Here is a 26,191-nt window from a genome sequence, read left to right on the forward strand (position 1 = left end):
GCTTTTATGTATAGTGGGAGAAAGACAGGAATGTGTGACCATGACCCCACCCTCCAACCACTCCAGCCCCTCCCTCCGCCACGATCTTGCACCAGCATATTAGGTGATTGAGTGCTAGAGATACTGGTTAGCTGTTAGAATGATTGTACCAGATTCTCTACCTGTAATCCGGTTCACCCGTACACATTATCTCAGCAACATGACGGTTGATATCCAGCCTGATGAGCGATCAACAATCGTATATAAGCCCGTAGGCAGGTTTGTGGAAACCACCCGTGTTCCCTCTCCCTCAGTGTATTTCATTATCCCAGCCTGAGTTACGTCTTCGCCATTGGTATTGAATACCCTGATGGATTCATCGGGCTTGGGTACGACAACATCAAAAGTATTCCAATATGCCTTAGGTGAGGATACCCGGTAGATTGTTTGATCAAACGCAGGTACCGACGTTGCTAAATTATATTGAAGAAAAATAATATCGCTAACGTCGGTTAGCCTTAGAGCTATCAGCCTCTTGGCTCTATTCACTGATACCAGGGGATAATGTGCTTCTGGAAAAACCGATATGGCTGAGATTGTGGATAATGTCGAATCTAGCAGATACAATGTATCTTTGAATAAACAAAGTATAGTATTGTCATCTATGACAAGAGCAGTCTCAAGAGGCCTTGAGAATTGGCGACTAACTCGGATAGAATTATCTGATCGTCTAAGGATTGATATTATGTCGTCTCTCATCGTATACAATAAAACATCTCCTGAGCCGGGGAATACAAATTGTTTAATTCTCGAAGAATTCCCACGGGCAAACAATTCACTATATTGTTGTAGGGCCAATGAGTCCATATTCCACACGCCTCCGCGGTTAGTGCCAAGGGCAATCATTTCATGGGTATTGGGAACATAGTTAATATACACATCCCCACATCCATCACATGTAGTATAGAGAGATCTGGTTGTATCAACAAGATCTTGAAAGATAAGTCCGTCATTGTTTACTGAGATAGCCGCATAACGGAGATCCGGCGAGATAGCCTTAACCTTACCTCCCACAAGTTGCGATGGTGAATAAGGTAATGTAACAACTTTCACGGTCGAATCAGTAGCAAAGTCCACCAAACTAAGTCGCGATAGAGAATCAGTAACTGAAAGTATTGGACTAATATTTGTTTCGTCAGCACATATCTGTGCGTCAAATCGCTTGAAGCGCTTCCTTAGCGTCTGGTCCTGTAAAGATAAATGATAATAAGGTTTTCCGAGGGTGCCCATTAATAGTGCTGTCCCAGACGTATCGTATCTCATGAGATTAGGTATAGGAACTGCGATTACACGGGAACTTCTATCTTTGATATCTAATAGATATGTTACATAATCCGTCGTACAGCCAATACGGCCATTTCCTAACCATACTACATCGTCAAAATGTACGTGAGGTAAGGTCCATATCCTCTTATAGCGTTCTCCTTCCAGTACATAGATACTAGTGATACTGTCAGAAATAAATTTATTCTCCTTGGTAATGAATTGCCTCACATATGAGATAATAATGGTGTCACCCGTGCTGTTAAACCAATGGCTCTTCGGCTGTTCTTCAATAAACTCATCAATATTGAAATCAGGAAGTCTTTCTCCGGTTGTTACATCAAACCTGTGAACTTTGGACTTGTAGTTGTCAAGAAACAGCAAAACAGGATGGCTAAGGTTGCGGTCAGTAATTCCAATACTGCTACCGTAGGCGTCCAACATTCCTTTGGGCGTTGTAATAACTCGTTCCATTCTTCGCTCAAATAGGTTGTATATAGTTATCGTGTCATTTTCACACCCTACCACATATTTGCCGTTACCAACAATGTCTATTACACCTTTAATATCTGGTAATGACGTAAATCGAACTGGATTGAGTTCTAAAAAACCGAATTCTTCTCCTCGTACAGCAAATATCACGTTACTACCGGGCCTCATCATCGGTCGCGTAAATTCAGCGGGTAACAACAAATTTGGAGTATCCTTGCCGGGTGTCCAAACTGAAACAACTAGGGATCGTGATGAAGTATCATTGTATCCATGAATAACTACCTCGCCAGAAGGCAGTATGCCGATTGGCTTACCATGATTACTTGAGTTTTTCAGGCCTGTTTTTACCATACCATGGATTTGAAATGGGTTATCAAGGTCATGTACAATGTATAATGGGCCTACACAATTACCCACAAATAACTTACCGTCTGACGAAAACGTAGTACCTGAAGATATAGAGGGAAAAAGCAACACCGCAACCGAACCAATTGTATCTATGCCACGAGAAAGCAAGTTTTCCGAAGAGCAAAGTATTAACGAGTAAATGATACACAGAATCCGTAAACTGCGTATTCTTGATTGTTTCATGACTACCTATCCTTGAAGATTACAGTATAACCGTATGGTATTCCTCGCAGAGGACTGCATCATTAATAAAAGTGATGTACATACACGCCAAGCCGCGATACTTGACAGTGTCCGGAAGTTAGTTGAAAAAAAAGAGGCTCGCTTTGTGGTTGGTAATTTGGAGAAACTAAACAACCAAACACCAAACAAAGGAGCCCCATGCGATCCAAACATACGCACCCAGATCTTAGTGCGGCAATCGAAACACTAGCGGAGCTGGCAGGCGACGAAGTCGCGGCACTCGTGTTAAATCATCTGGAGCTGAGCAGACATGTTGGCGTTCAGCTGATGGAACGGGAGGTGACGCACCTAGCCGGGGAGCGCCATAGCCATGACAAGCCTCACCAGGGCCGGTACAGCCGCTGGGGACGTAATCCTGGCAGTCTTGCTGTAGGAGGACAGAAGCTGCCGGTGGCAGTACCCAGGGTGTATGATGCCGAAACCGGGAAGACGTTTTCGCCACAGATCTACCATGAAATGCGCCAGGCCGCGGAGCCACCGACCTACGTGATCGAGTCGTTGTTTCGTGGACTCGGCAGCCGCAATCTGGAGCTGGTTACCGAAGCATTGATGGATTCATTTGGACTCTCAAAGAGTCGGGTTTCTGAGCTTTTCGTTGAGCACAGCGCCGCGATCCTGGAAGAGTTTCTTCAGCGTCGCCTTGACGAGTCAACCTATGTGGCTGTCTTCATCGACGGAAAGTGCATACAGGGTCAGAACATCGTCTCGGTTATTGGCGTAACTGAAGCCGGGGAGAAGTATACGCTGGGGCTAACCCAATGTACGACAGAGAACGCCGGTGTGATCACGACGATGTTTCGCGAGATGATCAGCCGTGGTTTCTGCTTCGATGACGGCCTGTTGTTTGTGATCGACGGCGGGCTAGGCCTTCGAAAGGCGATCGAAGAGGTCTTTGGCGAATATGCCGTCATTCAGCGCTGCCAAGTGCACAAGTTGCGCAATGTGCTTGACCACTTGCCGGAGAACGCACGTCCAGAATGGCGCAAACTTCTGAAGCAATTGTTCTCCTGCGATGACTACAAACACGCACGCACTATGGCTGATGAACTCATAGCACGATTGCAGAAGATCAATCCCGCCGCTGCTGCATCACTCAAGGAGGGCATCGAAGACGTACTGACCCTGACAAGACTCGGCTTACGATCTGTGTTCGGCCGTTCGTTCGGCACGACAAATGTGATCGAGTCGGCGAACTCTGCCATAGCACGTCGTACGAGGCATGTTACGCGATGGTCCACAGGTGATCAGCGGCTACGGTGGTCAGCACTAGCTCTTCTTGATGCCGAACAATCATGGCGGCGAGTGCACAACTATAAACGATTGCCTATTTTGCAACGGGCGATCAAAGACGAGGTCAACAATAGAATCCAGTCCAATCAGCCCAAAGCCAAAGTCTCTAGATTTTCAACTAAGAAACGGACATAGTCCGATACTTCCCGCTATTAACTAACTGAAGCATTTTTTCTGTTGAGTTAGTATTGCAAATCAGTTTCCCACGCACATCGTAAAGAGATATCCCTCTAATGTTTAGTCTCGATATTCTGGTGTTCAAGATGTTAGCGAATGATAGATTTAACTTATGATCTAAGAACATCTGTACAGAATCCTGCCTTTTCGATGCTCTGGAGACGATACTAAAATATGCCGGTGATGACATCACGGTCCTACGCGACTGTGATTCTACTATACTGAGCCGATAATACTTACCTTGCAGTGAGCCCACACTCCATATAAATTGCTGAACACTGGGCTGCAGTCTCACTAAATGTGTCCAGTACCCTTCTGAACCATTCCAAAGCATTACATCATACGATATCGCGGGTTCCAGCTTCAAATCTTTAAACGTCACGACTGAGTTAGATACAATAATGTCAGATCCGCTCGGCAAAGAGTGTAGTGTCAATGGCTCATTCACCTGAGCATGAAGTTGCATTGCGACAGTCATGCACAGAACTAATACTATGATTTTCATCGTGGCTCCAACAAAACTGAATATGTAATTCGAATGTTGTTATTTTCAATAATGTGCTGCAAGGATTTGAACGGATCGAAATTTTCTTTTTCTCCAGATTTTTTGTCTCTAGGCTTCACACCCGTAAAGATGTTTCTATAATACGTTATTTCGTTTTTGGGCGTCAACTGCCCCATTACATCAGGCTCACCAGCATTAGTAAGAAGGTCTGCGTAGAAAGCTGAAACTGCTCCTAGTGCGTAAGTGATATAACCTTTATAATCATCTGCAGAATCAATCTTTACTTGAGTCGCCAGAGTATCAGCCACTTTGCCAAAGTATGATGCTAAGTTGTCGTAGGAATAATCAATATCCAATACAATAAAGTGTAGAAAAAGGTAACCATTATTAGCCAGAGGAGAGTATCCTCCTGCCTTGCTAATCAATTTACTGGGATACTGCGGATCTCCTTCGCCCATGCCGGAGTATTCACCTAACGTATCAGGTTCTACGGCATCAGAGAAATTAACTCCATGCTTTGATTCAGAATTCATTGAAGTTATGGCGATAACCAAGACATCCGGGTCGTTCGCACCAAATAACCACCAAAATGCATCCCAATCGTTATCTTTTAGAACTTCAATTTTGTCTACACGAACACTAACGGTAGGCGGTGCAATTTCGACGGTTGTGTGCGATGGATTGAGTAGGAGGGCGTCGCTAGTTGACCTTATTACTTCATCCCAATAAACCGATAGTTGCCCAGAACACCACGCATTCATGCCGTCACTGGCCCTACACTGAATTTTAATTTTCCTCGGTGTATCATTCATTAAAATGTAATAGTGTCTGGTGTCGTTATAGTCATTCCGAATTTGATCATATGCCCTAAGTCCCTGCCCACTATTCGAAGCATCTGCAGTCGACAGCTTCACAGGTTTATTAAATTCAACGATGGGATATACCGTTAAATTATAGCCAGATTGTTCGAATTCAATTAGTGCTTTTGCAAGATTCTGTTCATCACTTATGTTTCCTTTTTCATCTATATCAAAGGAATACAAGCTGGCACCTCCGAGAGGTGTGGAATCGTTAGGATCACGGGTTTTAATCCATAATTTGATCGCATAGAATCCATCTTCATCGATAAGTAGCTTCACGATCCTGTCTTCATCCATGGTAAACCGTATTATCTTTTTCGGAGCATCAATAACGGCCCCATACGTATACCCCGGATCATTGGACCAGCCAACAATCGCTTTACCTGCGTTTCGCTTTCCACTTTTGTCAATCACAGGCGTCAGGGTAACCACCTCATTGCAGGCATATTCAACAATGTTGTCCCAAAAGTCAAATTCATTCTGAACCGCAGTACCCTTCCATCCTATCTTACCTGATGGTCGTCTGTACTCTTTTCCTTGACCGTTCCTAAGAATATCAATAGAGCTCCAATCAATTTTAGTTCCATCTAATCCTTCGATTTCCAACGTTAGTTTGTAGGTTTTATGTCGGAGTGTGACGTAAAATCGCTTGATGCAGGGGTCGCCGGTTACGCTAACAAGTTTCGACCAGGTAGCACCAACAGGAGGACCGTCCGGATCGTCTGTACCTGCAATCAACACACCGTTCTCTCTTACAGTTTTTATTTCGTAGCATGTATTTGTTACGTTTACCCCAACAAGAAAATCAACAATGGGCATCATGCTGTTATAGGTTCCTACAGCATGATATGGCCCCACTGGAACTATTGCAACACCAACTCCGGTTGATACAGTAACTGGCTGTACCGGTACACGTGGTTCGTGTGCATTATGTGCGTAACCATCAACATTCAGTTCGATGGTGTAAGGAGGACAAACCGTAGGAGTAGGTGTTGGTATAAAGCCACCGCCTATTGATACGTTGTAGTTAGGGCCATCATATCTTCCAATAGGCACATATCGAATAACAGGATTTGTACTTCCATTTATTAACGGGATACTGGGTACCGTCCATGCACCGAAAGCATGTGGGCTATCAGCGGATGCCGTTAGTAACAAGCTTTCATTTGGCTGGCACCAAACGGTATACTTACCAGATCCCAGTGAATCTGCATAACCGGCAACCGAAATAGAACCCCACGACGAGCCGGAAACAGTAAGCTCAATAGTATCCTTTTTCACCTGGCGATAAACGGCGCGTACGTCAAGCCTAACTATTGTTGAACATGTGTACACCTTGGAAAACGAGGGTGTTGTAATAGCTTCGATAGACGGATCGCTGGGACATAGCCAGTGTGAAAAATACAAGTGATCAATAAACTTGGGGACGCTTACCTGTATCGTGTCCCCCGGCATGACCGTCCTAGCAACTTGACCAGATGCGTATTTATATGTTTCAGGGCGAAAAACAGTACTGTCAGGCCCTTGCAGTGTTACGAACAAGGCTCCGTGCCCGTAGTGGCGTACAAAATATTGAGCTGTATCACCGTCAGTTCCAGTGAAAATGCGATGATTAGATTGGATAAAATAGCCCTCACCGTCAATAATCGAATCGGTAGGAATATATACGGTAAGGCTGTCAGCACTAATACTCGGTGTAATTTCTACCGTATCATACGAAATCGAACAGATTGCGGAATCTATTGTTGTAACTGTACCTTGCCGCAGTAGATATATCAGGTCGCCGGAACCATTACTTAATGCCGGTATCTTTCGGTTATATGTAATCTTCACCGTGTCTCCACAACGTACCAACCCGTTACTAAACCCATAATCCACATCTACAATGGTGTGTGGGGCAAGTTCTGTGGTGAAGGATGTTACACTTTGAGTTATGGCGACTGTATCGTATTCACCGGCTTCTGAATCCCAAACGAGAACTCTTGCGTCGTCAACAATAACTTTATACTCTGTGTTAAATCTGAGTTGGTCAGGATCAATTGTAAACGTGAGTGTTGTGTCATCAACAATCGTAGAATGACCGTGCAGGGATAGACGCCGGATCGCGGAGATATCATCTGAAATATGGTTGTACTCATCAGTTGAAAGAACATACATACATGGCATCGTATCAACATACTCGATGTTAAGTGAATCAAGCAAATGATTCATCATGGTTGTATCGTAGCCGTAGGCCCTGCTGTGCTGTAATACTGAGGACTCGTCAACCTTGTGACTTAGAATGATGGTAACGGTTGACAACGATTTCGCCACGTTGGTACTACCATTTGCTGGTGTTACCTTGGTAACAGTATGTGCGGAAAAAGTAGTTACCGCTGCTACAAGGAAAAACGCTACTAGTGTGCGTAGTGCGTAGTGCGTAGTGCGTAGTGCGTAGTGCGTAGTGCGTAGTGCGTAGTGCGTAGTGCGTAGTGCGTAGTTTCATAGCACCTCCCCAATGTTTATAGAATAAATACAAACACTCTTAGCGGCAATATAACCAAATGTTTATATGAAAGCAAGTACCGCGTTAAATAAAATATATTTTGTCGAAATTGTATGGCTGCAGCATTGGGGGGCAACCACGCGGGGTTGGCCATATGGGTTCGTGTCGATCTTACTATTGTTTCGTTCGGGCGACCACGCGGGGTCACCTCTACCGTTGTGTGTTTTTTTATGGTGTTTCGTGGCGGGCGGCCACAAACGCAGCCACCGGTCGGGGTGAGGCCGTGCTACGGATTCACAATTATCCCTACCGGGCAGTGGTCGCTGCCCATGACTTCCTGTGAGATATATGCGTTTTTTAGTGATGGCCTGAGGTTGGAAGTGATCCAGTGATAGTCTATTCGCCAGCCAACGTTGCGCTCACGGGCTCTGGTGACCTGGTCCCAGTATGTGTACTCATCGGTGGTATCGGGATAAAACTCTCGGAAGGTGTCTAACCATCCGTCAGCAACGAGTTCATCGAGCTTCACGCGTTCCTCAGGAAGGAATCCGGTGGTTTTTTCGTTTTCCTTTGGACGTGCCAGGTCAATTGGTTTATGGGCGGTGTTGTAGTCTCCGCACACAATGATACGCTTGCCTTCGGCTCTCTGCTTCCTGCATCGTTCAAATAAGTGATCATAAAATTCGAGCTTATAGGGTACGCGCATGTTACCACGACTGCCATTGGGGAAATACACTCCGTACAGAGTAAACGCACCGTAGTCAAGTTCAAGTATCCTGCCTTCGTTGTCAATATCCTCCACACCAATCTTGGTGTTTACATTGTCGGGTTGTATCCGTGATAAGATGCCAACACCACTATATCCTTTTTTACGTTCGCACGGATGCCAGAACGTGTGGTAGCCCTCCATCTCAAGCAACTGCTGAGGTATGGTATCGAAGTCTGCCTTTATTTCCTGCAAGCATACAATATCCGGCTTATCCTGCTCTAACCACTCTAAAAACCCCTTCTTTAAGGCGGCGCGAATTCCGTTAATATTCCAGGATACGATTTTCATTGCCCAAGCCCCCTTCCATCAGTTCGGTTCATGCTGCTTCGAGTTGTGAACGCGTAAATAAACTTGACAGCTGGTAACCTTCTTTAGCAAGTGCTTCGCGTCCGCCCTGCTCTCTGTCAATCGCACACAACACGTGCGACACGGTTGCGCCAAGCGCACGCAAATCAGCACCGCTCAGCAGAACTTGTCCGCCCGAGGTAATAACATCTTCTACAATCAGCACGTTCTTTCCACTAACGTCTGCACCTTCGGAAAGGCGTCGTGTTCCATAATCCTTCGCCTTCTTGCGTACAAGTGCCGTGGGCAAGCCCGACTCAAGCGAAAGTGCAACAGCCAGCGCCACACCACCAAGCTCAAGTCCCGCCAGTATCTGCGTTCCCTCGGGGATAAGGGGCTTTGCCATCCGTGCAATCGATGCCAGGAGCACCGGATCACTTTCGAACTGGTACTTGTCAAAATAGACGTTGCTGATTTGTCCGCTGCGCAGCAAGAATTCTCCGTGCAACTGACTTACCCGAGCGATCTCCCGTGCGAGATCGGTATGTGTGGTGATAAGCATGGTCAAAAATACAGTAGCAAGCTGTTGAAGAGTGGAACAACGATCGTTCCGCCACCCAACAATCATGTATCACCGGGCCGCAGCAATCAGTGCTTCTTTAAGTCTTTCTTCCGGCGGCATTCCGTTAAACCGCATGAACACAGAGCCACTGGGCTTCAGCACGAGTGTTGTTGGAGCTGCGTTCACAAGTAGTTTATTTACAAAGTCCGATGGCGGATCCTGTACACAGACGATGCTCTTGTTCTGCAGATACACGTCCTTCTGATTCCCGTTCCACTTACCTCCCATTATTACGAGAATGTCGGCAATGATCCCCTGGAGTCGTAAGTCGGCCAGATACTTGAGTTCGATTTTGCATGCGGAGCAGGTACTGGATACAAACACTATTGCCGATGGTTTCGACGGAGTAGTGCGGTGCCTGAGAATTGAAGCAGGAATATCTTGTATGTCTTCACCACCAAGCAGGCCCCGGGCATCCAATATACCGATAAGCGAATCAAGCTGTAAGGGGCTTAGGCGAGGTGGGAATCTTCTGTCAAGTGTCTGTACGGCTGCAGTGTCAGACGGCATGTATCTGTAGCTTACAGCGTAAAATGGACTTGAGTTAACGGTATCACCACGCTTATCCATCAATCCTGCCACCAATGAAGCCAGACCGGCAACCCTTGTATCCGAGCGTCTAAACGTTTGCATCATGGCTAAGGCAGGATGTACGTACGAATTATCTGCCTTGTTATAGTATAAAATTTTTGTTTCGAAAAAGGCAGTAATCTGACGGCTTAACCAGAGCTCATGCTCAAACCGATTTCTAGGCCCGGGGATCCTCCTGTGCAAGGTTAATGTACTGTCGGTAACGCCTTGTACAAAGTTTGCAGCCTGATGTAGAGAATGAGGAGCGTAGTCGTTACTTCCACCTTTTGTAAGCTTTACAAGCAAATTCATTGCCGGCAAAGTCTTGCCTCGACTTACAAGACTACGAACCAGGTTGTCATAGTCCCGACCTAATATACGTTTCCTGAACACATAAGTGTAGCTATCTGAAAAATCTGTACCCGGCAGCGTTACCATGATCTCTGCAACGAATAACAGTATTTAGTCGCACTTGTCTTTTAATTGTTTATTCATAATGGAACTCATTAGGAGTTCCTTGTATCTCCAGTTGTCTAATGCTGCTGCTCCTGTTCGAGTTGATGTAAGTATTTCTGCCTGTGAATCAAATTGAGGTCGGTTGGTTAGTAGTGTTAATGTTAGATTCAGAATCAGACCTTCATTACCTTTTAGAGTCTGTCTGATTAAACTATCAACGTACTCAACATGTTCAGGAGTTCGTATTGACTCGTCCTTCGCCATCAGATATAACAGCTTCAGTGCGGCAGTAACCGATCTGTCATCGTTTGACGTTATTTTGTCGAGCAACGATTCCGGCCATTTGCTGTAAATACTCTCATACAGATCATACACCGCTTTATACGTAGTTGACGGCTTGCAGTGCAATACCATGTCAGGGCTGTATTCCCAGTTAAGATTTACCATGGCAATAACGCTAGTGGCATTCCCGGGTATTGTAACCTGCACCTTCCGGCTAGCAGATTCTTGAGGTTCTAATTGCACTGCTATTGCAGTATCAGACAACAATGAAGGCCGAGTCACAAGAAGGAGAAGTGTCGAATAATTCTTTTTTGCCTGTTCGGGAAGTACAACAGTAAATGTGTTAACTGCCCCGGGTATATAGCCGCTGTCACTTCCCGACTCCAGGTATACACCTGTTTCACGCTGACTTCCTTTGTCGGCCTGGTTGCTAGCACATCCCGTAAACCAAATGAATATTATTGCAAACAACAATAAACACCACCCGTGGTGCTTTATTGCAAAACCCCACGGGCGATAATTACCATTTGAGCGGTGAGAATTAATAGTAGTACTCCCCGGTACTAGGATTGTATCCTGCAGGAAACAAAGCTGAGCCATACTCTACAGGAGTATAACCAGAGGGTGGAGCTGGTGGCATACCAGGTAAATACCACTACGTGACCCAATCCCAAAGGTGACACTCATTGCCCGATGTCTGACACTGTCCTTGTCCCCATTGGCCACCTTCATATACTCTTACTTCCGTCCAGTGCCCGGTCTCACTCGCCGGTGTTGCATCATGCCTGTCTATTCTATAATTCGCGTCGCCCGGCACAAAGGCTGGTCGTGCAGTTGCAAAAAACACCACTCCTACTGCAAAAGCCGCAGTGAAGAAAACCAGAGGTTTCATAAATCCTCCTACACCATTATTGATCAAAATGAAGTAAGGACGTCCCTGCCACTAATATACCCCCCGTATATAAGTCAAGTGTTTTTTTCAAAAAGTATAATATTTTTTAGGAGGTACAGTTGATCTTTACGGATAGACAGTAACAACAGCTAATCTTATGACTGTTTTTTTAAATCAGAAGCTGTCATCAAGCATACAGACCTTGAGTTCTTCAAAATGAAGTCTGTAGCCATTAAATATACCCTATAGGGTATATTTATTAGAATTTTACTCATTACTATACCCGTTAGGGTGTCATTTGTATTTATTCTTGTATAATTGCACCCTAAAAGGTATAGATTCACAATAAATTACTATATTTGTACCCAAAAGGGTATAAAATGAATCTTGCAAGCTTTGTTAAGACAAAAAGAAAATCTGTAAAACTTACCCAGCCTGAGTTGGCAGAGAAAGCTGGTGTAGGCTTACGCTTCATTCGTGAATTGGAGCAGGGCAAAGAAAGTCTTAGGATGGATAAAGTAAACCAGGTTCTGAAACTGTTCGGTTACCAGGTCGGTGCTGTACCACAAATGGCTGGCCCTAAGCTCTGATTAGCTTGTACCTAATTTTAAACGACTCAACTACAGGTTACGATGCGTAAAGCTGCGATAAAAATAGAAGACAAATTGGCCGGATGGCTCACGCAGGATGAGCATGGTTACAGTTTTGTGTATGACAGTGACTATGCATCGCAGCCAAATGCCCGTCCAGTGAGCCTTACGTTGCCGGTAAAAGAAACCTCTTTTATCTCTAAAACCTTATTTCCGTTTTTTGATGGCCTGATTCCCGAGGGATGGTTGCTGGATATAGCCGAAAAAAACTGGAAACTCAATCCGAGAGACCGGATGGGCTTGTTACTGGCCTGCTGCAAAGATTGTATCGGTGCCGTAAGTGTTGAAGAAATCAAAGCCGAGGAATGACACGCAAAAATCATGCAGTCAGAAACTGGATGTCGAAAACCAATGATTTAAAAAATAATACTAGGGTGTTCCTCAAAACAGGAAGTTATATTTTCCCTGCTTTTATGGTGTGTTCCGCTTAAGTACTGGACCAATGAACTGCTTATACTGCTATAAAGAATTGCAAAATCATGAGCGAGACTTTCATGCCGCCTGCTCGAAAAAAATATTTGGTCAAGCAGCACCGCCGGAACTGCCTTATTCAGAAAACGACCTGGAACCGCTGGCGAGAATGGTGATACAAAGTCAGACTGCAATAACAGGTGTACAAGCCAAACTGTCACTACACATTACGGGAAATAAAAAAGATACCGGACAAATATTTACCATTGTGGGTTTGTGGGGAGGCTACATACTAAAACCGCCAACGGCCTTCTATCCACAATTACCGGAAGTAGAAGATCTTACCATGCACCTTGCAGCCGCAGCCAACATAAAGACTGTTCCCCATAGCCTCATTCGTTTGCAATCCGGTAACCTTGCCTATATCACCAAGCGTGTGGACCGAACCTCAAAGAAGAAACTGGCTATGGAGGATATGTGCCAGCTTACAGAACGGCTTACGGAAGACAAATACCACGGCAGCTATGAGCAAATAGGACAAGCTATCCTGAGGTACTCGTCCACTCCCGGTCTGGATATTGTTAATTTTTTGGAATTGATACTATTCTCTTTCATTAGCGGCAATGCCGATATGCATTTAAAGAACTTTTCATTATTAGAACAGCCCGGAATCGGTATGACCTTATCACCGGCTTATGATCTGGTTAACACTCTACTGGTTAATCCCGCCGATGCCGAGGAAATGGCACTATCGTTAAATGGTCGGAAGAAAAAGCTAAAAAAGCGTGATTTTATTATGGTAATGGATAAATTTAATACCTCCGTTAAGCAACAATCCAATATTTTTAACAAGATGCAAAAAGCGCTTCCAAAATGGCTTACTATAATTGATGAGTGCTTTCTGGTTGATGATTTTAAAGAGCAGTACAAGTCAATTATACGCGACAGACTTAGCCGTTTGGAATGACTCGATTCAATGCTCGGGGCAAAATTCTTCATAGCAGCAAGCACTAGGTTGCGATATCAGTTACTGCGTGAATTCACTTGAGTATATAACTCACCAAACAGTATTTTAAACCAATAACTAAAAAACCAGAAGCAGTTTTTACTACACTCCCCGTGCTCAGACTTGTGCATCGGCTTATAACCGAAATGTTCGTCAACTTCAGTATCAACCAGTGACCATGTTCCGCAAATCATTCATTCGGAAGATGGAGCTTTACTGAAAACAACCCAATTGCGAGATGAATTCAGGATAATGGTATTTCGAGGCAACTCTCAAAGAAAATTAGGAATTTTAAAATCCAGGTAACTGATAATACGAATGATCTTTAAGTCATTATAGCTTTAATAGTCACTTTTTGACTGATTTATCATTCACACTAACCGCCTTGTTCTGATTCTTAATTGATATTCGGATAAAATTGCTATTTTTGCATGAAATATAAACCAATAACCATTGTATTTGCGTTTTATGAATGATAAAGCATACAAGAATTGGTATTCTATGAGCGACCATGCACTGGCGGTTCACATCGGGGTATTTGTCAAGCACCACCGGCTGGAGCAGAACAAAACACAGGATGTGCTTTCACGTGCTGCAGGCATCAGCAGGTCCACACTTAGTTTATTGGAACGAGGTGAAACTGTAACCCTTGCCACGCTTATCCAGGTGCTCAGGGTGCTGAACCAGCTACAAATAATGGATGCCTTTGAAGTGCAACGCGGGATCAGTCCGCTGGCTCTGGCCAAAGCCGAAATGAAAAGACGCAGAAGAGCAAGAATTGCAAAAACACCTGACTCTAAAAGCCGGCTTGGGCAATAATGACTACGGCCTTTGTAAAAATATGGGGCGAACTGGCAGGTGCGGTCGCATGGGATGATACTACGGGCTATGCCACATTTGAATTTGATTCCAAATTCAAGACTAAAGGCTGGGATTTGGCTCCCTTGCTAATGCCTGTCAATAGAAGTAAAAGTAGTTATAACTTTCCATCCTTACGTAAAAAGCCGGATCCTGACCTTGATACATTCAAGGGTTTGCCGGGCTTACTGGCTGATGTGCTACCCGACCGGTATGGTACAGAACTCATCAATCTGTGGCTGGCCGGGCAAGGACGTCCGCCGGACAGTATGAATCCGGTTGAAACACTGTGTTTCATTGGCTCACGGGGAATGGGCGCACTCGAATTTGAACCAACAACACTAAAGGAAAGCAAAAGAGCGTTTTCAGTTAAGATTGATAGTCTGGTGGACATAACCAGAAAAATGCTTACGAAAAAAGAAGCTTTTGTAACCAATCTGCGAACAGAGGAAGAAAAGGCAATTCTTGACATACTGAAAATTGGCACCTCTGCAGGCGGCGCTCGCCCCAAGGCTGTAATCGCTTACAATGAACATTCCAGTGAAGTAAGGTCAGGCCAAACCGGCGCACCCAAAGGCTTTGAGCACTGGCTGATAAAACTGGATGGAGTAAGTGATGTACAGCTTGGAGCAAGCAAAGGTTACGGTCGGGTGGAGATGGCCTACTACAACATGGCCCTGGCGTGCGGCATCGATATGATGCCTTCCAGATTATTGGAAGAAAACGGCAGGGCGCATTTTTTGACCAAACGTTTCGACAGGGAAGGAGGCTCCGGCAGACACCACATTCAGACCTTTTGTGCAATGAAACACTTTGATTACAATCTTGTAAACAGTTTTAGTTACGAGCAGTTGTTTCAAACCATGCGGGAACTCAAACTGCCGTATCCGGCTGCAGAACAGATGTTTCGCAGAATGGTGTTCAATGTCATGGCACGCAACTGCGATGATCATACAAAGAACTTCGCATTCCGGATGAAAATAGACGGAATATGGGAACTGGCTCCGGCATACGATGTCTGCCACGCCTATAACCCCAACCATCAATGGGTAAGCCAGCATGCTTTGAGCATTAATGGCAAACGAACCAATATTACCAGGGACGACCTTCTGACAATAGGCAAAACCATTAAATACAAAAAAGCTGCTGAAGCCATTGATGAAATCAGTGATACGGTTAGCCAATGGAAGTACTTTGCCGACGAAGTAAAAATGTCTTCTAAACTACGTGACGATATTGCTGCCACCTTGATTCGGTTGTGAGTTCGTTATTTCAACAGTGCGCTATCCCACGCCGTTGTCCCTTACTCCAACGTACACGTACGCTATGCCACCATTTAGCGGTTTCATGGTACAGCTGCGAAAGCCCCCTGCCTTATTCATCAGCTCCAAAAAGGCGGTGCCCGCAGGAAACACCGATGCGGTAGCCGGCAAGTATTGGTAAGGGGCTTTGTATCCGGTGATCAGTTTGCCAATAGTAGGCACGATGATCCGGCTGTACATCCGGTAGATGCTTCCCCAAATACCACGTGGCTGACCAAACTCGAGGACCACGACTCTGCCGTCCGGTCTGGTAACCCGAAGCATTTCGCGCAACGCCTGTACAGGATCGTCAACATTGCGAATACCAAATGCAATACTGGTAACATCGAACCGGTTGGAGGGAAACGGCAGATGTTGCGCGTCGGCTTGTAAAAACTGAACTTTCGTCCGGCGCTGGGCCGACTTTTGAATGGCAACTGCCAGCATGTCGGCATTAAGATCGGTCCCGGTAACCACACCGGTTCTCCCCACGGCCCTCTTGTACGCAAAAGCCAGATCTCCCGTACCGGTAGCGCAATCCAGGACCTCCATGCCTGGGCGTACCTGTGATAGATGCACTGTCTGCCGACGCCACCGGTGGTGGATGCCGAGTGACAAAACCGAGTTTGCCGCGTCATACCGTCTGGCAATTGCCGAAAACATTGTCTGTACGTGCTGCGTCATTCTGTTCAGATAGTAGAACGCATGCTCATCACACACGGACTACGGAAAGTTAGGGTATTTTGCATGATTGATGGAGAACAAGTATATGAAACAACTGGTTATTCTGCTGACACTGTGCTGTGCTTTGGCACAAACGGTGCCGGCCCAGCTGCGTCCGGACGATGAGAGTGGTACAATCCATAAAAAGTTCGAGGCCTTCAAATCTCGCAGAGTACCCGCCGGAGCGGTACTGCCGGAAGATATCAGAGTACACGCTATCACAACTGCACGCAGGATGGAGATCAGCAAGAGCATCGACAACGTACTTGCCGATCAGCCGGAGTGGAAACCTATTGGTCCGTACAGCACTGCCGGGCGGGTGAAGGATATTATCGTACACCCTACTGACGCAAACACGGTGTATATCGGTGCAGCCGCAGGAGGGGTCTGGAAAACCACCAATGCAGGTGCTACCTGGGAACCCCTTACCGATGATGCCAACGCAACTGCAATGGGTTCACTGTGGTTTCACCCAAACAACCCCGATATTATCTATGCCGGTACCGGTGAATCGGTCACCAATGCCAATACCTTCCTGGGTGCGGGTGTACTGCGGTCCACCGATGCCGGACAAACCTGGACATCGATTGGCCTGACACACGTGGGCTCGGTCTCGCGTATTTACTCACACCCACGCAACCCAAAACTCCTGATGGCCGGATGCATGAACACAAATGCCGGCGTGTATAAAAGCACCGATGAAGGCGAAACATGGACGAAGATCCTGAATGAGTCGGTGTACGACATGACTATTAACCCGCTGGACGAAAATGAATGGTTTGTGGGGGTGCGTGATAAGGGCATCCTGTACACGTCGGACGGTGGCACAACCTGGCAGCCCAGGATGACAGGTCTGTATGGTTCCATTGGCAGAACCTCGATTAAACAAAGCGCTTCCGACCCTAACGTTCTTTACGTCCTTATGGAAATTAACAAGCTGGCGGTGATCGCAAAAAGTACTGATAAGGGGCTTACGTGGACTGCGCAGTATAACGATGGCGTTGGATGCTTTTTTGCGGGCAGTTGCAACCCCGAGGCTAGTCAGGGCTTCTACGACAACTATATCAGCATCTCTCCTACCAACCCCGATGTGTGTTTTGCCGGTGGCATTGATATTTACGGCACCACAAACGGGGGGACCACCTGGATTAACCTTACCAACGGGTATGCCGACGGCAACGGACAGAATCCCGTACACGTAGACCAGCACTGCCTGGCCTTCGGACCACCCGGAAGTAAGCTGATTTACGCTGGCAACGACGGCGGGATGGTAAAAAGCACCGACAACGGCAATTCTTGGTTTGTGATTAATAACGGCTTGAGTATTACACAATTTTATGACTTTGATAATGACCCTACCCGTACCGAACGATCGTTTGGCGGTACGCAGGACAACGGAACTCTGGGTACCTTTGGAAGCATGGAATGGGATAGTCTGTGGGGTGGCGACGGCATGGTTACTGCCATCAATCACGATGACCCCGATATTCTTTATGGCAACAACCCAAACGGTGCACCATTCCGGATTGACTTTAAAACTAAGAAAGGCCGACTTATCGTAAGCGGAATTGACCAATCCGAATCAGCATTGTGGACGGCACCTCTGGTGGTTAACCCGCTCGATGGGTTTGACCTGATGCATGGTCGTACACGGGTTTACCGCTCATTTGACGGCGGCGACCTGTGGTATCCGTCAAGCCCCTACTTCAGAAACGAAATCTCGGCCCTTGCCTTCTCGCCCGTTGAGTATGGTCAGCAGTGGGCCGGAACCTCGGCAGGTGACCTGTGGCTTTCTACAAACGACGGTGAGTCGTGGCAACCGATAAAACAAATGAACCTGACCAACAGATTCATTTCCTCGATACAATGTTCGCGTAAGGATGGCGCTACGGCATGGATTACCTACGGTCAGTACGGTGCTCCCAACGTATGGAAAACAACAAACCTTGGTGAAACCTGGACATCGGCCTGGGGAAACATGCCAGACATTCCCGTCAACGGTCTGGCAGTTCACCCCGAAGACGAGAATATCCTGTTTATTGCCACCGACATTGGCGTTTTTGCCACATTCGACGGCGGCATCCATTGGATGCCCTATGGGAAGGGGCTGCCCCGCACCGTTGTTACCGGTATTAAGCTTAATTATGAATTTGGCTACCTGCGCTGTGTTACCCACGGAAGGAGCGCCTGGGAAACACCACTCCTTTCGGTTGCCCCCTCTGAGCCAGCAATTACGGCTCCGGCGGGCGCTGAAGTCTTTACCGGCACACTGCATACCACCATATCGTGGGTTGGCTTTGCATCACCGGTAAACCTTGAATACAGCCTTGATGACGGCAAAACCTGGAAACCCCTTGCAGATGGCGTTTCAGGCACTGCCTACCGCTGGCAGATCCCCAACTGGCCAACCATTGTGGCGCGTATCCGGGTTACATCGCAATCCAACCCCAACCAGCAGCGTATCAGCCGATCGTTTACCATAGTTCCGATTTCCAAGGGTGGTATCGTACAGCAAACCATGGTTCCGTGGACGCCGTACGGGCTGGCTTGGGACGGTAAGGACGGGCTATGGAGCACCAGTTTCTATACGCCATACCTGTACAAGCTCGACCGCAACACACTTAGCGTGCTGAAGGAAGTAAGACTTCCAAAGTCTGTTGGCGATTCGCTGTTTACTGACCTCACCGTTGATCGCGAAAACGGAATCATCTACCTGCACATGCTCTCCAACACCTCCGGCTACGGGGCTCAGGTTATTGCCGTTGACACAAACGGCACCCTGGTGAAGTGGTTCATGTCGGCAGCGCTCCGCTACCCTACAGGCCTGGAATATATCGATGGGAAGCTCATTGCTCTGGAGCGCGATGGTGATCAAAATGTTTATATTATGGACACAGACGGACAAACGATTGACCACGTTTCCAACCCATGCAGGTCTCGGTACGGTCCCAGAGGTCTGGCCCATGATAACAACGGAAACCTGCTACAGGTATGCACTGATTTTTCAGCCGAAAATGAACAGCTTACCAATTGTTCCGCCGTTCTCGCCAGCAGTCAGTCAATCACCGTGGAGTCAGACCGGTTACTGCTCACAACCAACAGTTATCTGATTAACGGACGCGGCATAGAATACGACGAACGCGACGGCAACATGTGGGTTAGTGACTTTGGCGGATCAATCTATAAGGTGGCAGGCTTTAATTTTGTAGAGCCATCAATAACCTCAGTCAGCAATGCTGAATACCAGGCAAGCCGATTAACGATCAGACCCAATCCTGCTTCGGATGTTGCGGTAATTTCGTTATCGGCAATCTCTGATAAACGCAATGTTACTGTTACTGTCCGTGACATTCACGGCAGAATTCTTCACACGGTTTTTCACGCAACCCAGCCCATTGGACTTGATTGTGTTTTCAGCTGGAATACGTTGTTGTTGGCAAATGGAATGTACACTCTTACTGCTGAGGCAGACGGTCGTATCGTGGCGTGTACGCCGTTTATCGTATATCGTTAATACATTTTAGTATCGTTATGGAACTATCAAACGGACAAGACAAATTTTTTCAAAACAACGGCCTTGGCAACAGGTCAGAGCGTGAGTTTCTGGAGGGACCGCATGGTCGGCTAAAGGAATTTGGTTTTGTGCTGCGCTCGGCCTGGGAGTTCGTTCGGGGATTCCGAAAGCTCCACTTTGTAGGCCCTTGCATTACTGTATTCGGATCCGCACGATTTAAGGAAGATCACAAATATTACCAGCTTGCCCGCGAAACCGGTGCTGCTTTGGCGGATATGGGATTTACTGTTCTCACCGGTGGCGGTCCCGGTATCATGGAAGCTGCCAATCGCGGAGCACGCGAAGCCGGCGGCACCAGCATTGGCTGTAATATCGTACTTCCTCATGAGCAGCACCCCAATCCATACCTTGATCTGATGATCGAGTTCGACTACTTTTTTGTCCGCAAATTCATGCTGATAAAGTACTCACTCGGCTTTGTTGTTATGCCAGGGGGCTTTGGCACACTCGATGAGCTGTTCGAAGCGCTAACCTTGATGCAAACCAATAAAATTCGCAACTTCCCTGTGGTGTTAATGGGCAAGGAATACTATTCCGAACTTATCGCATCATGGAGCAGGTTTATTGATGAGGGCACAATAAGTCCTGCCGATATGGATCGGTTCTTAATAACCGACTCGGTTGAGGACGCTTGCCAGTACTTAAAGAAAAACGTTGTAAAACGATTTGGACTGAAGCAGCAACTCTTCATTCCGAACCAACCCAGTAAGGCAGGAGCAACGTAATGACATCACGTCTTTAATTCTACTTCCGCTTTTGCAGGCTTAATGAATAACTCTGAAGGAATGGAAGTGAGTTGTTAATCTCAAGTTCCAGTGCGTTTAGTATGTACGATTCAATCTGATAGAACATGGCAGCCGTCTGCGCCGACGTTGTCTTGCGGATATCGGAGTAGTAATCCAGAATCAGGTCACGCAGATCATCATTCGCATCGCTAATATCCATGATCATATCATTTATCTGCTCATGAGTAGTGTTTGGATACACGCTGATAAATTTCTTGGTTGCGTCGATGGTGTTTTTTACGGCCTTGGTACGCTTGGATTCGTACGTATCGTACAACGGCCAAAAACCAACTGAATCGGCTGCTGACAACGTCATGGTTTTTTCGTACAGACTTCGCTTATTCATGCCAAAGAGATTTTGTACAATGGCCAGCTCTTCGTGACTTTGCTGTGCGTAGAGCACAGACCCCGTCAGCATAAACATGACAGTCCATACTGACATTATGAGTTTTGTGTTCGTCATTCTGTTCCTCTTTTGTTTTTCAGTTTAATCGGTAGTAATTACTTCAGCTACAAAAATGCATTATCCGGTGTACATAGTAACCAATTCTCAAACGGTGACGGAAAACCCAAGCCCCCTACACCAATGATGAAATTGCGATGGTTATTGCGGAGGCTGCTATTTACTGATGCCTGGCCAATTATCCGTATTGGCAGGGTACGTTCACTTACACCCGATGACGCGCCCGAGGCTCCCTGGGGATTCCATCCAGACACCACGTCAGCGCGGTTTGAGCACCTGAACACAGAGCACTTTGGAAGATTTATCCTCTCGGCATACGCTGCCACGGGGTCGGCCGCACGCAACTCACTGATTTTTAATCTGCTGCTTTTAACAGCGCTGCTGGTAAGCCCGCTTCTGCTTGCCGAACTGCTACGCTTGCTCCCCAACGTTGCCCTCCATCCGGAAGCCACGATTACCATTGCCATTTGCCTTGGCTTAACCGGCGTCACAAGCGGTTTATTTGCTCAGCAATTTTACTACCATGCATTAAGCTCTACTGCTGCTCTAACAAACGGCATTAATAAACGTGTGGTGTTGCATGCCCTGCGCTTGCAGAATCGTGCTCGAAACGGCATGCAGACAGGCGACTTGGTTAACCACCTGTCGAGCGACACCGACGCCATTGCGGAATGTGCATTCTTCCTTCCGGATGCCATGGGCATCGTCATCCGTATAGCGGGTGCCACGGCGTTACTCTGGACGTTCCTTGGCCCGGCAACACTGGCAAGTATTGCCGCCATGCTGATTCTTACACCTCTTAGTGCCCTGGCTGCGCGCCGGTACCGAAAACTTGATCATAAACTTATGGAACACCGTGATGCCCGTGTAACCCTGATGGCTCAGCTTCTTCAGGGAATTCGGGTAATCAAGTACCAGGGATGGGAGAACAGCGTACATTCCGAGGTCAGCAGCATCAGGAAGAGTGAAGTTCGCAAGCGACTTCAAATTGTTAATACCGATGCAATGAGCACTGCCCTGCTGGTGAGTGTTACTACGCTGGTGGCATTCACCGGCCTTGCAACCTTTGTGCTACTTGGCGGCCAACTCACTGTTAGCACCGTTTTTGCCAGTCTGGCTTTATTTGCGCTGTTGGAAGACCCCTTTGGTTCTATCAGTCAGCTACTGGCATCTGTACAGCATGCCAGAGTTGCTACCGGCCGCCTTCACGCATTCTTTTCCGCGGCTACACGACCAGCCGATGAGCGTGAACTGTCAGCCCCTTCACATCCCGTAGGCATATCGCTAAACAATGTTACGGTCCGGTATTCTGACCGCCACTTCCCGTCACTCAGCAACATAACCTGTACCATCCCGCCTGGCAGTTCCGTTGCCATCGTGGGCAGTGTGGGCTCCGGTAAAAGTGTTCTTCTTCGACTCCTGGCCGGCATCCAGGAGTGTGACGAAGGCAGCTTGCAGTACACCAATGTTCAGCCTGATCTCCGGCCTCGCATTGGTTATGTTCCACAAGAAGCGTTTATTCTGAATGCGTCTGTAGAAGACAATATCCGGTTTGGCCTCCCCGAAACTTTCCACGGCGATCTTCGCGGAGTTATCGAAGACTGTGCCCTTTTACCCGACGTTGCTGCAATGCCTGCAGGCCTCCGCACCGAAATCGGCGAACGGGGTGTGAACCTGAGTGGCGGACAAAAGCAGCGGATCTCACTGGCACGGGCGGCGTATGCTCAGCCAGGGCTGCTTGTGCTCGATGACCCGCTTTCGGCAGTTGATCCCGCTACAGAACACCACCTTGCAGATGCTCTGCTCTTTGGCAGGCTTCAGGGAGTCACTCGCATTGTTGCAACACACCGGCTGGACCATCTTGAACGATTTGATATGATCATTGTTCTTAACAATGGCCGGATAACAGCGATTGGATCCTATGCGGAGGTACGGGATAGTATTGCAGATACCAACCTCAACACCAAGGGTAAACAGGCACGGGCAGACCCGCCACCGGTCCATCGTTGGGTTGGTGATCAGGCGAATGGTTCCGAGTCATCGTCCGGGTTTGTAATAGAAGAAGACCGGGATACCGGTGCCGTGAAATCCCATGTCTTCCGCACCTACACCCATGCACTGCTTGGAACAGGCACATATAAACCGGTCTTGATTGCCCTTGCTCTTGTCGGGTCAACGATTGCCATCACACTGTTGCCAATGACGCAAACCTGGTGGATGGCATACTGGTCAGACACCGGCATCATGTCTCCGCTCGCTGCTGTAGTCATCTTTGGGGGCATTGGCGCCATTGTGCTTATCGGCTGGATTGCAGAGCGTTTACTGTGGCTGCGCAGAGCAGCAATTGCCGGACTAACGCTGCACGACAATGCGTTGCAGGGAGTACTCTATGCGCCACTGCGGTTTTTTGACACGACGCCCATTGGCAGAATCCTGAACAGATTCTCGCGCGACCAGGAGTCGGTTGATGACCGCCTTTCGTCCCACTTTGAACTATGTTTTAAATCAGTTACCAAGACTCTTGGATCGGTGATCCTTGCCGTTTCGATTCTCCCGATATTAATTATTGTGATTATACCGGTACTGTACCTGTACTATCGGCTGCAGCGAGACTACCGAATGTCGGCACGCGAAGCCAAGCGCATTGAATCCGTCTCCCGCTCGCCTCGGTATGCACAGTTTAAAGAAATGGTTACCGGACTGGACGTTATACACAGCTTTGGCCGAGAGTCCTGGTTTGAACAGGGATATCATCATGCGCTGGTCAGGTTCCAGCGTGCCTTTTACTGCAGCATACTACTAAACCGGTGGTTCAGTGTCCGGGTACCCTTGGTAAGCGGGATCGTTGGCATCGCAACCACACTCACTGTTGTTTTAATGTCATGGCACGATGCCCTTAGCACCGGTACTGCCGGCCTTGTGCTTACGTATGCCTTGTCGTTCTGGGGCAATCTGGAGTGGACGATCAGATCGTTCAGCGAAGTAGAAAGCCGGATGACGTCGGTTGAGCGGCTGGGATATTACGGCGCCCTTCCTGCCGAAGCCGACGTCACGCTGCCGCCACCGCTGGCTGAGACTGTTCCGTGGCCGGTACACGGTGCAATCCGGATTAGCAACATCACCGTACGATACGCTTCAACACTGCCTCCGGTAATACACAACCTCAGTGCAGAGATACCTCCCCGCAGCATCGTTGGTATTGTTGGCAGAACCGGATCGGGGAAAAGCACGGTATTTCAGACGTTATACCGGTTTATCAACGTGGAGTCGGGCAGTATAGAGATCGACGGTGTAAATATCAACAGTATTCCGCTGCACAGGCTTCGTACTGCCATGGCAATCATTCCGCAGGACCCCACCTTGTTCATTGGCACCATTCGGAGTAATCTGGACAGGTATGGTCAGTCTGCAGATGCTCAGGTGTGGGAGGCACTGCAACGCGTACAGCTTGCCACCTTTATACAGCAGCTTCCCGATGGCCTTTACACTCAGGTGGCAGAGGGCGGCGTGAACTTCTCACAGGGGCAGCGTCAGCTGCTCTGCATGGCTCGTGCCATCCTGTCCAATGCCCGTATTATCGTGCTTGACGAGGCTACAGCCAGTGTTGACGGTAAAACAGACATGATTATCCAGCAAACGATACGCCGCGAATTCCGTCATGCAACAGTGCTGATCATTGCCCACCGTATAAACACGGTACAAGATTGCAACGTCATCATCCGGATGGATGCCCAGAACACCCTTTCGTATGTTACCAAAAGCTCACTTCCGGTTCAAGAGTAACACCAAAGGTATCATACACATCGTTAGCAATCTGAACGGCCAGGTTTCGTACATCGTTGCCTGTTGCTCCGCCATAATTAACAATCACGAGAGCCTGACGTGAGTGGACGCCAACGGCTCCGCAGCGCTTCCCCTTCCATCCGCACCTGTCAATCAGCCACGCCGCCGGAAGTTTTACATAATCGTCATCCACATGGTATGACGGCAACTCGGGATACTTCTGCTTCAGTTCTTGATAAACCACCCTGCTTACAATTGGATTTTTAAAAAACGATCCGGCATTCCCAATTTCTGCGGGATCGGGTAGCTTCTGCCTACGAATCTGAATAACGGCCTGAAACACATCCTGAATTGTGGGGTTCCTGTTGTTGCTCAGCAGTTCTGCAACATCCTTGTACTGCGCATGAGGGGTGTAGGGGGGCTTTGCAAGGCGGTACGTTACTCCGATGATGACAATCTGGTTTGCACGCTCCCGCTTGAACACGCTATCTCGATAACCAAATTTACATTCCTGTTTCTGGAGCGTAATCGTTCTCCCGGTTGACCGTTCGATACCTGTTAGTTCAACAAAGCATGACTCCTGTTCTACTCCGTACGCACCGATATTCTGAATTGGTGCGGCGCCCGTGGTCCCCGGTATCAAGGCCAGATTCTCCAGTCCACCCAGATTGTACTGAACACACCATTCTACAAACCCGTGCCACTGTTCGCCAGCAGCAACATACACGGTAACGTGTTCTGGTGTTTCTGAGAGAACAGTATGACCCTTTAACAAAATCCGCAGGACCGGTTGCTCCGGAGGTGCCGTTACCACAATATTCGATCCACCTCCGATTACAAGGGCTTGCGGGAAACGCACCAGTGCTTCACGAAGCTCGTCCACCGCCGAAATATCTACAAGCCGTACCGGCACATCAATACCAAACGTGGTATGGTTGGCAATGTTTGCTTTATACGCTGTTATGGCCATGGTGACGGATGTAGTAAACGAACAGGGTA

Annotated in this window: 19 protein-coding genes; 9 read left to right on the forward strand and 10 right to left on the reverse strand. The window is 47.5% G+C overall.

The features are described 5' to 3' along the window. Window positions 1-186 precede the first annotated feature (186 nt). Complete coding sequence (locus HRU79_02490) at window positions 187-2,385, reverse strand: hypothetical protein (protein ID QOJ25571.1); 2,199 nt, start codon at window positions 2,383-2,385, stop codon at window positions 187-189. A gap of 198 nt (window positions 2,386-2,583) precedes the next feature. Here HRU79_02490 and HRU79_02495 point away from each other — a divergent pair, with 198 nt between their 5' ends. Continuing rightward, the gene (locus tag HRU79_02495) at window positions 2,584-3,870 is read left to right on the forward strand and encodes an IS256 family transposase (GenBank protein ID QOJ25572.1); all 1,287 of its coding nucleotides are present in this window, start codon (window positions 2,584-2,586) and stop codon (window positions 3,868-3,870) included. Window positions 3,871-4,413: 543 nt separating this feature from the next. Here the strand turns inward: HRU79_02495 and HRU79_02500 are convergent. The 6 genes from HRU79_02500 to HRU79_02525 form a co-directional block, all read right to left on the reverse strand. Continuing rightward, entirely contained in the window at window positions 4,414-7,491 is a 3,078-nt protein-coding gene (locus tag HRU79_02500) for a hypothetical protein (GenBank protein ID QOJ25573.1), read from the reverse strand. A 557-nt stretch (window positions 7,492-8,048) separates the two neighbouring features. Next, a complete protein-coding gene (xth, locus tag HRU79_02505; protein QOJ25574.1) occupies window positions 8,049-8,819 on the reverse strand; it encodes an exodeoxyribonuclease III in 771 nt (256 codons plus the stop codon). Window positions 8,820-8,847: 28 nt separating this feature from the next. Beyond that, a complete protein-coding gene (pyrE, locus tag HRU79_02510; protein ID QOJ25575.1) occupies window positions 8,848-9,378 on the reverse strand; it encodes an orotate phosphoribosyltransferase in 531 nt (176 codons plus the stop codon). Window positions 9,379-9,447: 69 nt separating this feature from the next. Beyond that, a complete protein-coding gene (locus HRU79_02515) occupies window positions 9,448-10,446 on the reverse strand; it encodes a hypothetical protein (GenBank protein QOJ25576.1) in 999 nt (332 codons plus the stop codon). 24 nt (window positions 10,447-10,470) lie between these two features. Beyond that, a complete protein-coding gene (locus tag HRU79_02520) occupies window positions 10,471-11,346 on the reverse strand; it encodes a hypothetical protein (GenBank protein QOJ25577.1) in 876 nt (291 codons plus the stop codon). Window positions 11,347-11,401: 55 nt separating this feature from the next. After that, window positions 11,402-11,638 (reverse strand): hypothetical protein, encoded by a 237-nt coding sequence (locus HRU79_02525; GenBank protein ID QOJ25578.1) that lies wholly within the window; start codon window positions 11,636-11,638, stop codon window positions 11,402-11,404. A 380-nt stretch (window positions 11,639-12,018) separates the two neighbouring features. Between HRU79_02525 and HRU79_02530 the strand changes: the two genes are divergently transcribed. The 5 genes from HRU79_02530 to HRU79_02550 all read left to right on the forward strand — a co-directional run bounded on the left by HRU79_02530 (window position 12,019) and on the right by HRU79_02550 (window position 15,825). Further along, window positions 12,019-12,228, forward strand: coding sequence for a helix-turn-helix transcriptional regulator (locus HRU79_02530; protein ID QOJ25579.1), 210 nt, complete (start codon window positions 12,019-12,021; stop codon window positions 12,226-12,228). A gap of 42 nt (window positions 12,229-12,270) precedes the next feature. Then, the gene (locus HRU79_02535; protein ID QOJ25580.1) at window positions 12,271-12,597 is read left to right on the forward strand and encodes a HipA N-terminal domain-containing protein; all 327 of its coding nucleotides are present in this window, start codon (window positions 12,271-12,273) and stop codon (window positions 12,595-12,597) included. A 133-nt stretch (window positions 12,598-12,730) separates the two neighbouring features. Then, window positions 12,731-13,666, forward strand: coding sequence for a HipA domain-containing protein (locus HRU79_02540; GenBank protein QOJ25581.1), 936 nt, complete (start codon window positions 12,731-12,733; stop codon window positions 13,664-13,666). 507 nt (window positions 13,667-14,173) lie between these two features. Further along, complete coding sequence (locus HRU79_02545; protein QOJ25582.1) at window positions 14,174-14,524, forward strand: helix-turn-helix transcriptional regulator; 351 nt, start codon at window positions 14,174-14,176, stop codon at window positions 14,522-14,524. Further along, entirely contained in the window at window positions 14,524-15,825 is a 1,302-nt protein-coding gene (locus HRU79_02550) for a type II toxin-antitoxin system HipA family toxin (protein ID QOJ25583.1), read from the forward strand. Before HRU79_02545 ends, HRU79_02550 begins: the two co-directional genes overlap by 1 nt. Window positions 15,826-15,846: 21 nt before the next feature. Here the strand turns inward: HRU79_02550 and ubiE are convergent, their stop codons facing one another. Then, a complete protein-coding gene (gene ubiE / locus HRU79_02555; GenBank protein QOJ25584.1) occupies window positions 15,847-16,548 on the reverse strand; it encodes a bifunctional demethylmenaquinone methyltransferase/2-methoxy-6-polyprenyl-1,4-benzoquinol methylase UbiE in 702 nt (233 codons plus the stop codon). Between the two features lie 85 nt (window positions 16,549-16,633). Between ubiE and HRU79_02560 the strand changes: the two genes are divergently transcribed. Together HRU79_02560 and HRU79_02565 are read left to right on the forward strand one after the other, a co-directional pair. Next, window positions 16,634-20,101 (forward strand): hypothetical protein, encoded by a 3,468-nt coding sequence (locus tag HRU79_02560; GenBank protein QOJ25585.1) that lies wholly within the window; start codon window positions 16,634-16,636, stop codon window positions 20,099-20,101. Window positions 20,102-20,118: 17 nt separating this feature from the next. Continuing rightward, window positions 20,119-20,886, forward strand: coding sequence for a TIGR00730 family Rossman fold protein (locus HRU79_02565; protein ID QOJ25586.1), 768 nt, complete (start codon window positions 20,119-20,121; stop codon window positions 20,884-20,886). 19 nt (window positions 20,887-20,905) lie between these two features. On the opposite strand, the gene HRU79_02570 is transcribed toward HRU79_02565, so the two are convergent. Beyond that, on the reverse strand, window positions 20,906-21,409 hold the full coding sequence (locus HRU79_02570; GenBank protein QOJ25587.1) for a hypothetical protein: 504 nt from the start codon (window positions 21,407-21,409) through the stop codon (window positions 20,906-20,908). A gap of 123 nt (window positions 21,410-21,532) precedes the next feature. Between HRU79_02570 and HRU79_02575 the strand changes: the two genes are divergently transcribed. Then, window positions 21,533-25,192 (forward strand): ATP-binding cassette domain-containing protein, encoded by a 3,660-nt coding sequence (locus HRU79_02575; GenBank protein QOJ25588.1) that lies wholly within the window; start codon window positions 21,533-21,535, stop codon window positions 25,190-25,192. Here HRU79_02575 and murB read toward each other — a convergent pair. Beyond that, complete coding sequence (gene murB, locus HRU79_02580; protein QOJ25589.1) at window positions 25,161-26,162, reverse strand: UDP-N-acetylmuramate dehydrogenase; 1,002 nt, start codon at window positions 26,160-26,162, stop codon at window positions 25,161-25,163. The two genes, HRU79_02575 and murB, sit on opposite strands and share 32 nt — an antisense overlap. Between the last annotated feature and the right edge of the window lie 29 nt (window positions 26,163-26,191).

This window comes from Ignavibacteria bacterium (assembly GCA_015709655.1).
GTDB lineage: Bacteria > Bacteroidota > Ignavibacteria > Kapaibacteriales > Kapaibacteriaceae > OLB6.

Bases quoted from the DNA above. Each gene is read 5' to 3' on its own strand.
- HRU79_02490 (QOJ25571.1), bottom strand. From the start codon at position 2,385: ATGAAACAATCAAGAATACGCAGTTTACGGATTCTGTGTATCATTTAC.
- HRU79_02495 (QOJ25572.1), top strand. From the start codon at position 2,584: ATGCGATCCAAACATACGCACCCAGATCTTAGTGCGGCAATCGAAACA.
- HRU79_02500 (QOJ25573.1), bottom strand. From the start codon at position 7,491: ATGATGAATCATTTGCTTGATTCACTTAACATCGAGTATGTTGATACG.
- xth (QOJ25574.1), bottom strand. From the start codon at position 8,819: ATGAAAATCGTATCCTGGAATATTAACGGAATTCGCGCCGCCTTAAAG.
- pyrE (QOJ25575.1), bottom strand. From the start codon at position 9,378: ATGCTTATCACCACACATACCGATCTCGCACGGGAGATCGCTCGGGTA.
- HRU79_02515 (QOJ25576.1), bottom strand. From the start codon at position 10,446: ATGGTAACGCTGCCGGGTACAGATTTTTCAGATAGCTACACTTATGTG.
- HRU79_02520 (QOJ25577.1), bottom strand. From the start codon at position 11,346: ATGGCTCAGCTTTGTTTCCTGCAGGATACAATCCTAGTACCGGGGAGT.
- HRU79_02525 (QOJ25578.1), bottom strand. From the start codon at position 11,638: ATGAAACCTCTGGTTTTCTTCACTGCGGCTTTTGCAGTAGGAGTGGTG.
- HRU79_02530 (QOJ25579.1), top strand. From the start codon at position 12,019: ATGAATCTTGCAAGCTTTGTTAAGACAAAAAGAAAATCTGTAAAACTT.
- HRU79_02535 (QOJ25580.1), top strand. From the start codon at position 12,271: ATGCGTAAAGCTGCGATAAAAATAGAAGACAAATTGGCCGGATGGCTC.
- HRU79_02540 (QOJ25581.1), top strand. From the start codon at position 12,731: ATGAACTGCTTATACTGCTATAAAGAATTGCAAAATCATGAGCGAGAC.
- HRU79_02545 (QOJ25582.1), top strand. From the start codon at position 14,174: ATGAATGATAAAGCATACAAGAATTGGTATTCTATGAGCGACCATGCA.
- HRU79_02550 (QOJ25583.1), top strand. From the start codon at position 14,524: ATGACTACGGCCTTTGTAAAAATATGGGGCGAACTGGCAGGTGCGGTC.
- ubiE (QOJ25584.1), bottom strand. From the start codon at position 16,548: ATGACGCAGCACGTACAGACAATGTTTTCGGCAATTGCCAGACGGTAT.
- HRU79_02560 (QOJ25585.1), top strand. From the start codon at position 16,634: ATGAAACAACTGGTTATTCTGCTGACACTGTGCTGTGCTTTGGCACAA.
- HRU79_02565 (QOJ25586.1), top strand. From the start codon at position 20,119: ATGGAACTATCAAACGGACAAGACAAATTTTTTCAAAACAACGGCCTT.
- HRU79_02570 (QOJ25587.1), bottom strand. From the start codon at position 21,409: ATGACGAACACAAAACTCATAATGTCAGTATGGACTGTCATGTTTATG.
- HRU79_02575 (QOJ25588.1), top strand. From the start codon at position 21,533: ATGATGAAATTGCGATGGTTATTGCGGAGGCTGCTATTTACTGATGCC.
- murB (QOJ25589.1), bottom strand. From the start codon at position 26,162: ATGGCCATAACAGCGTATAAAGCAAACATTGCCAACCATACCACGTTT.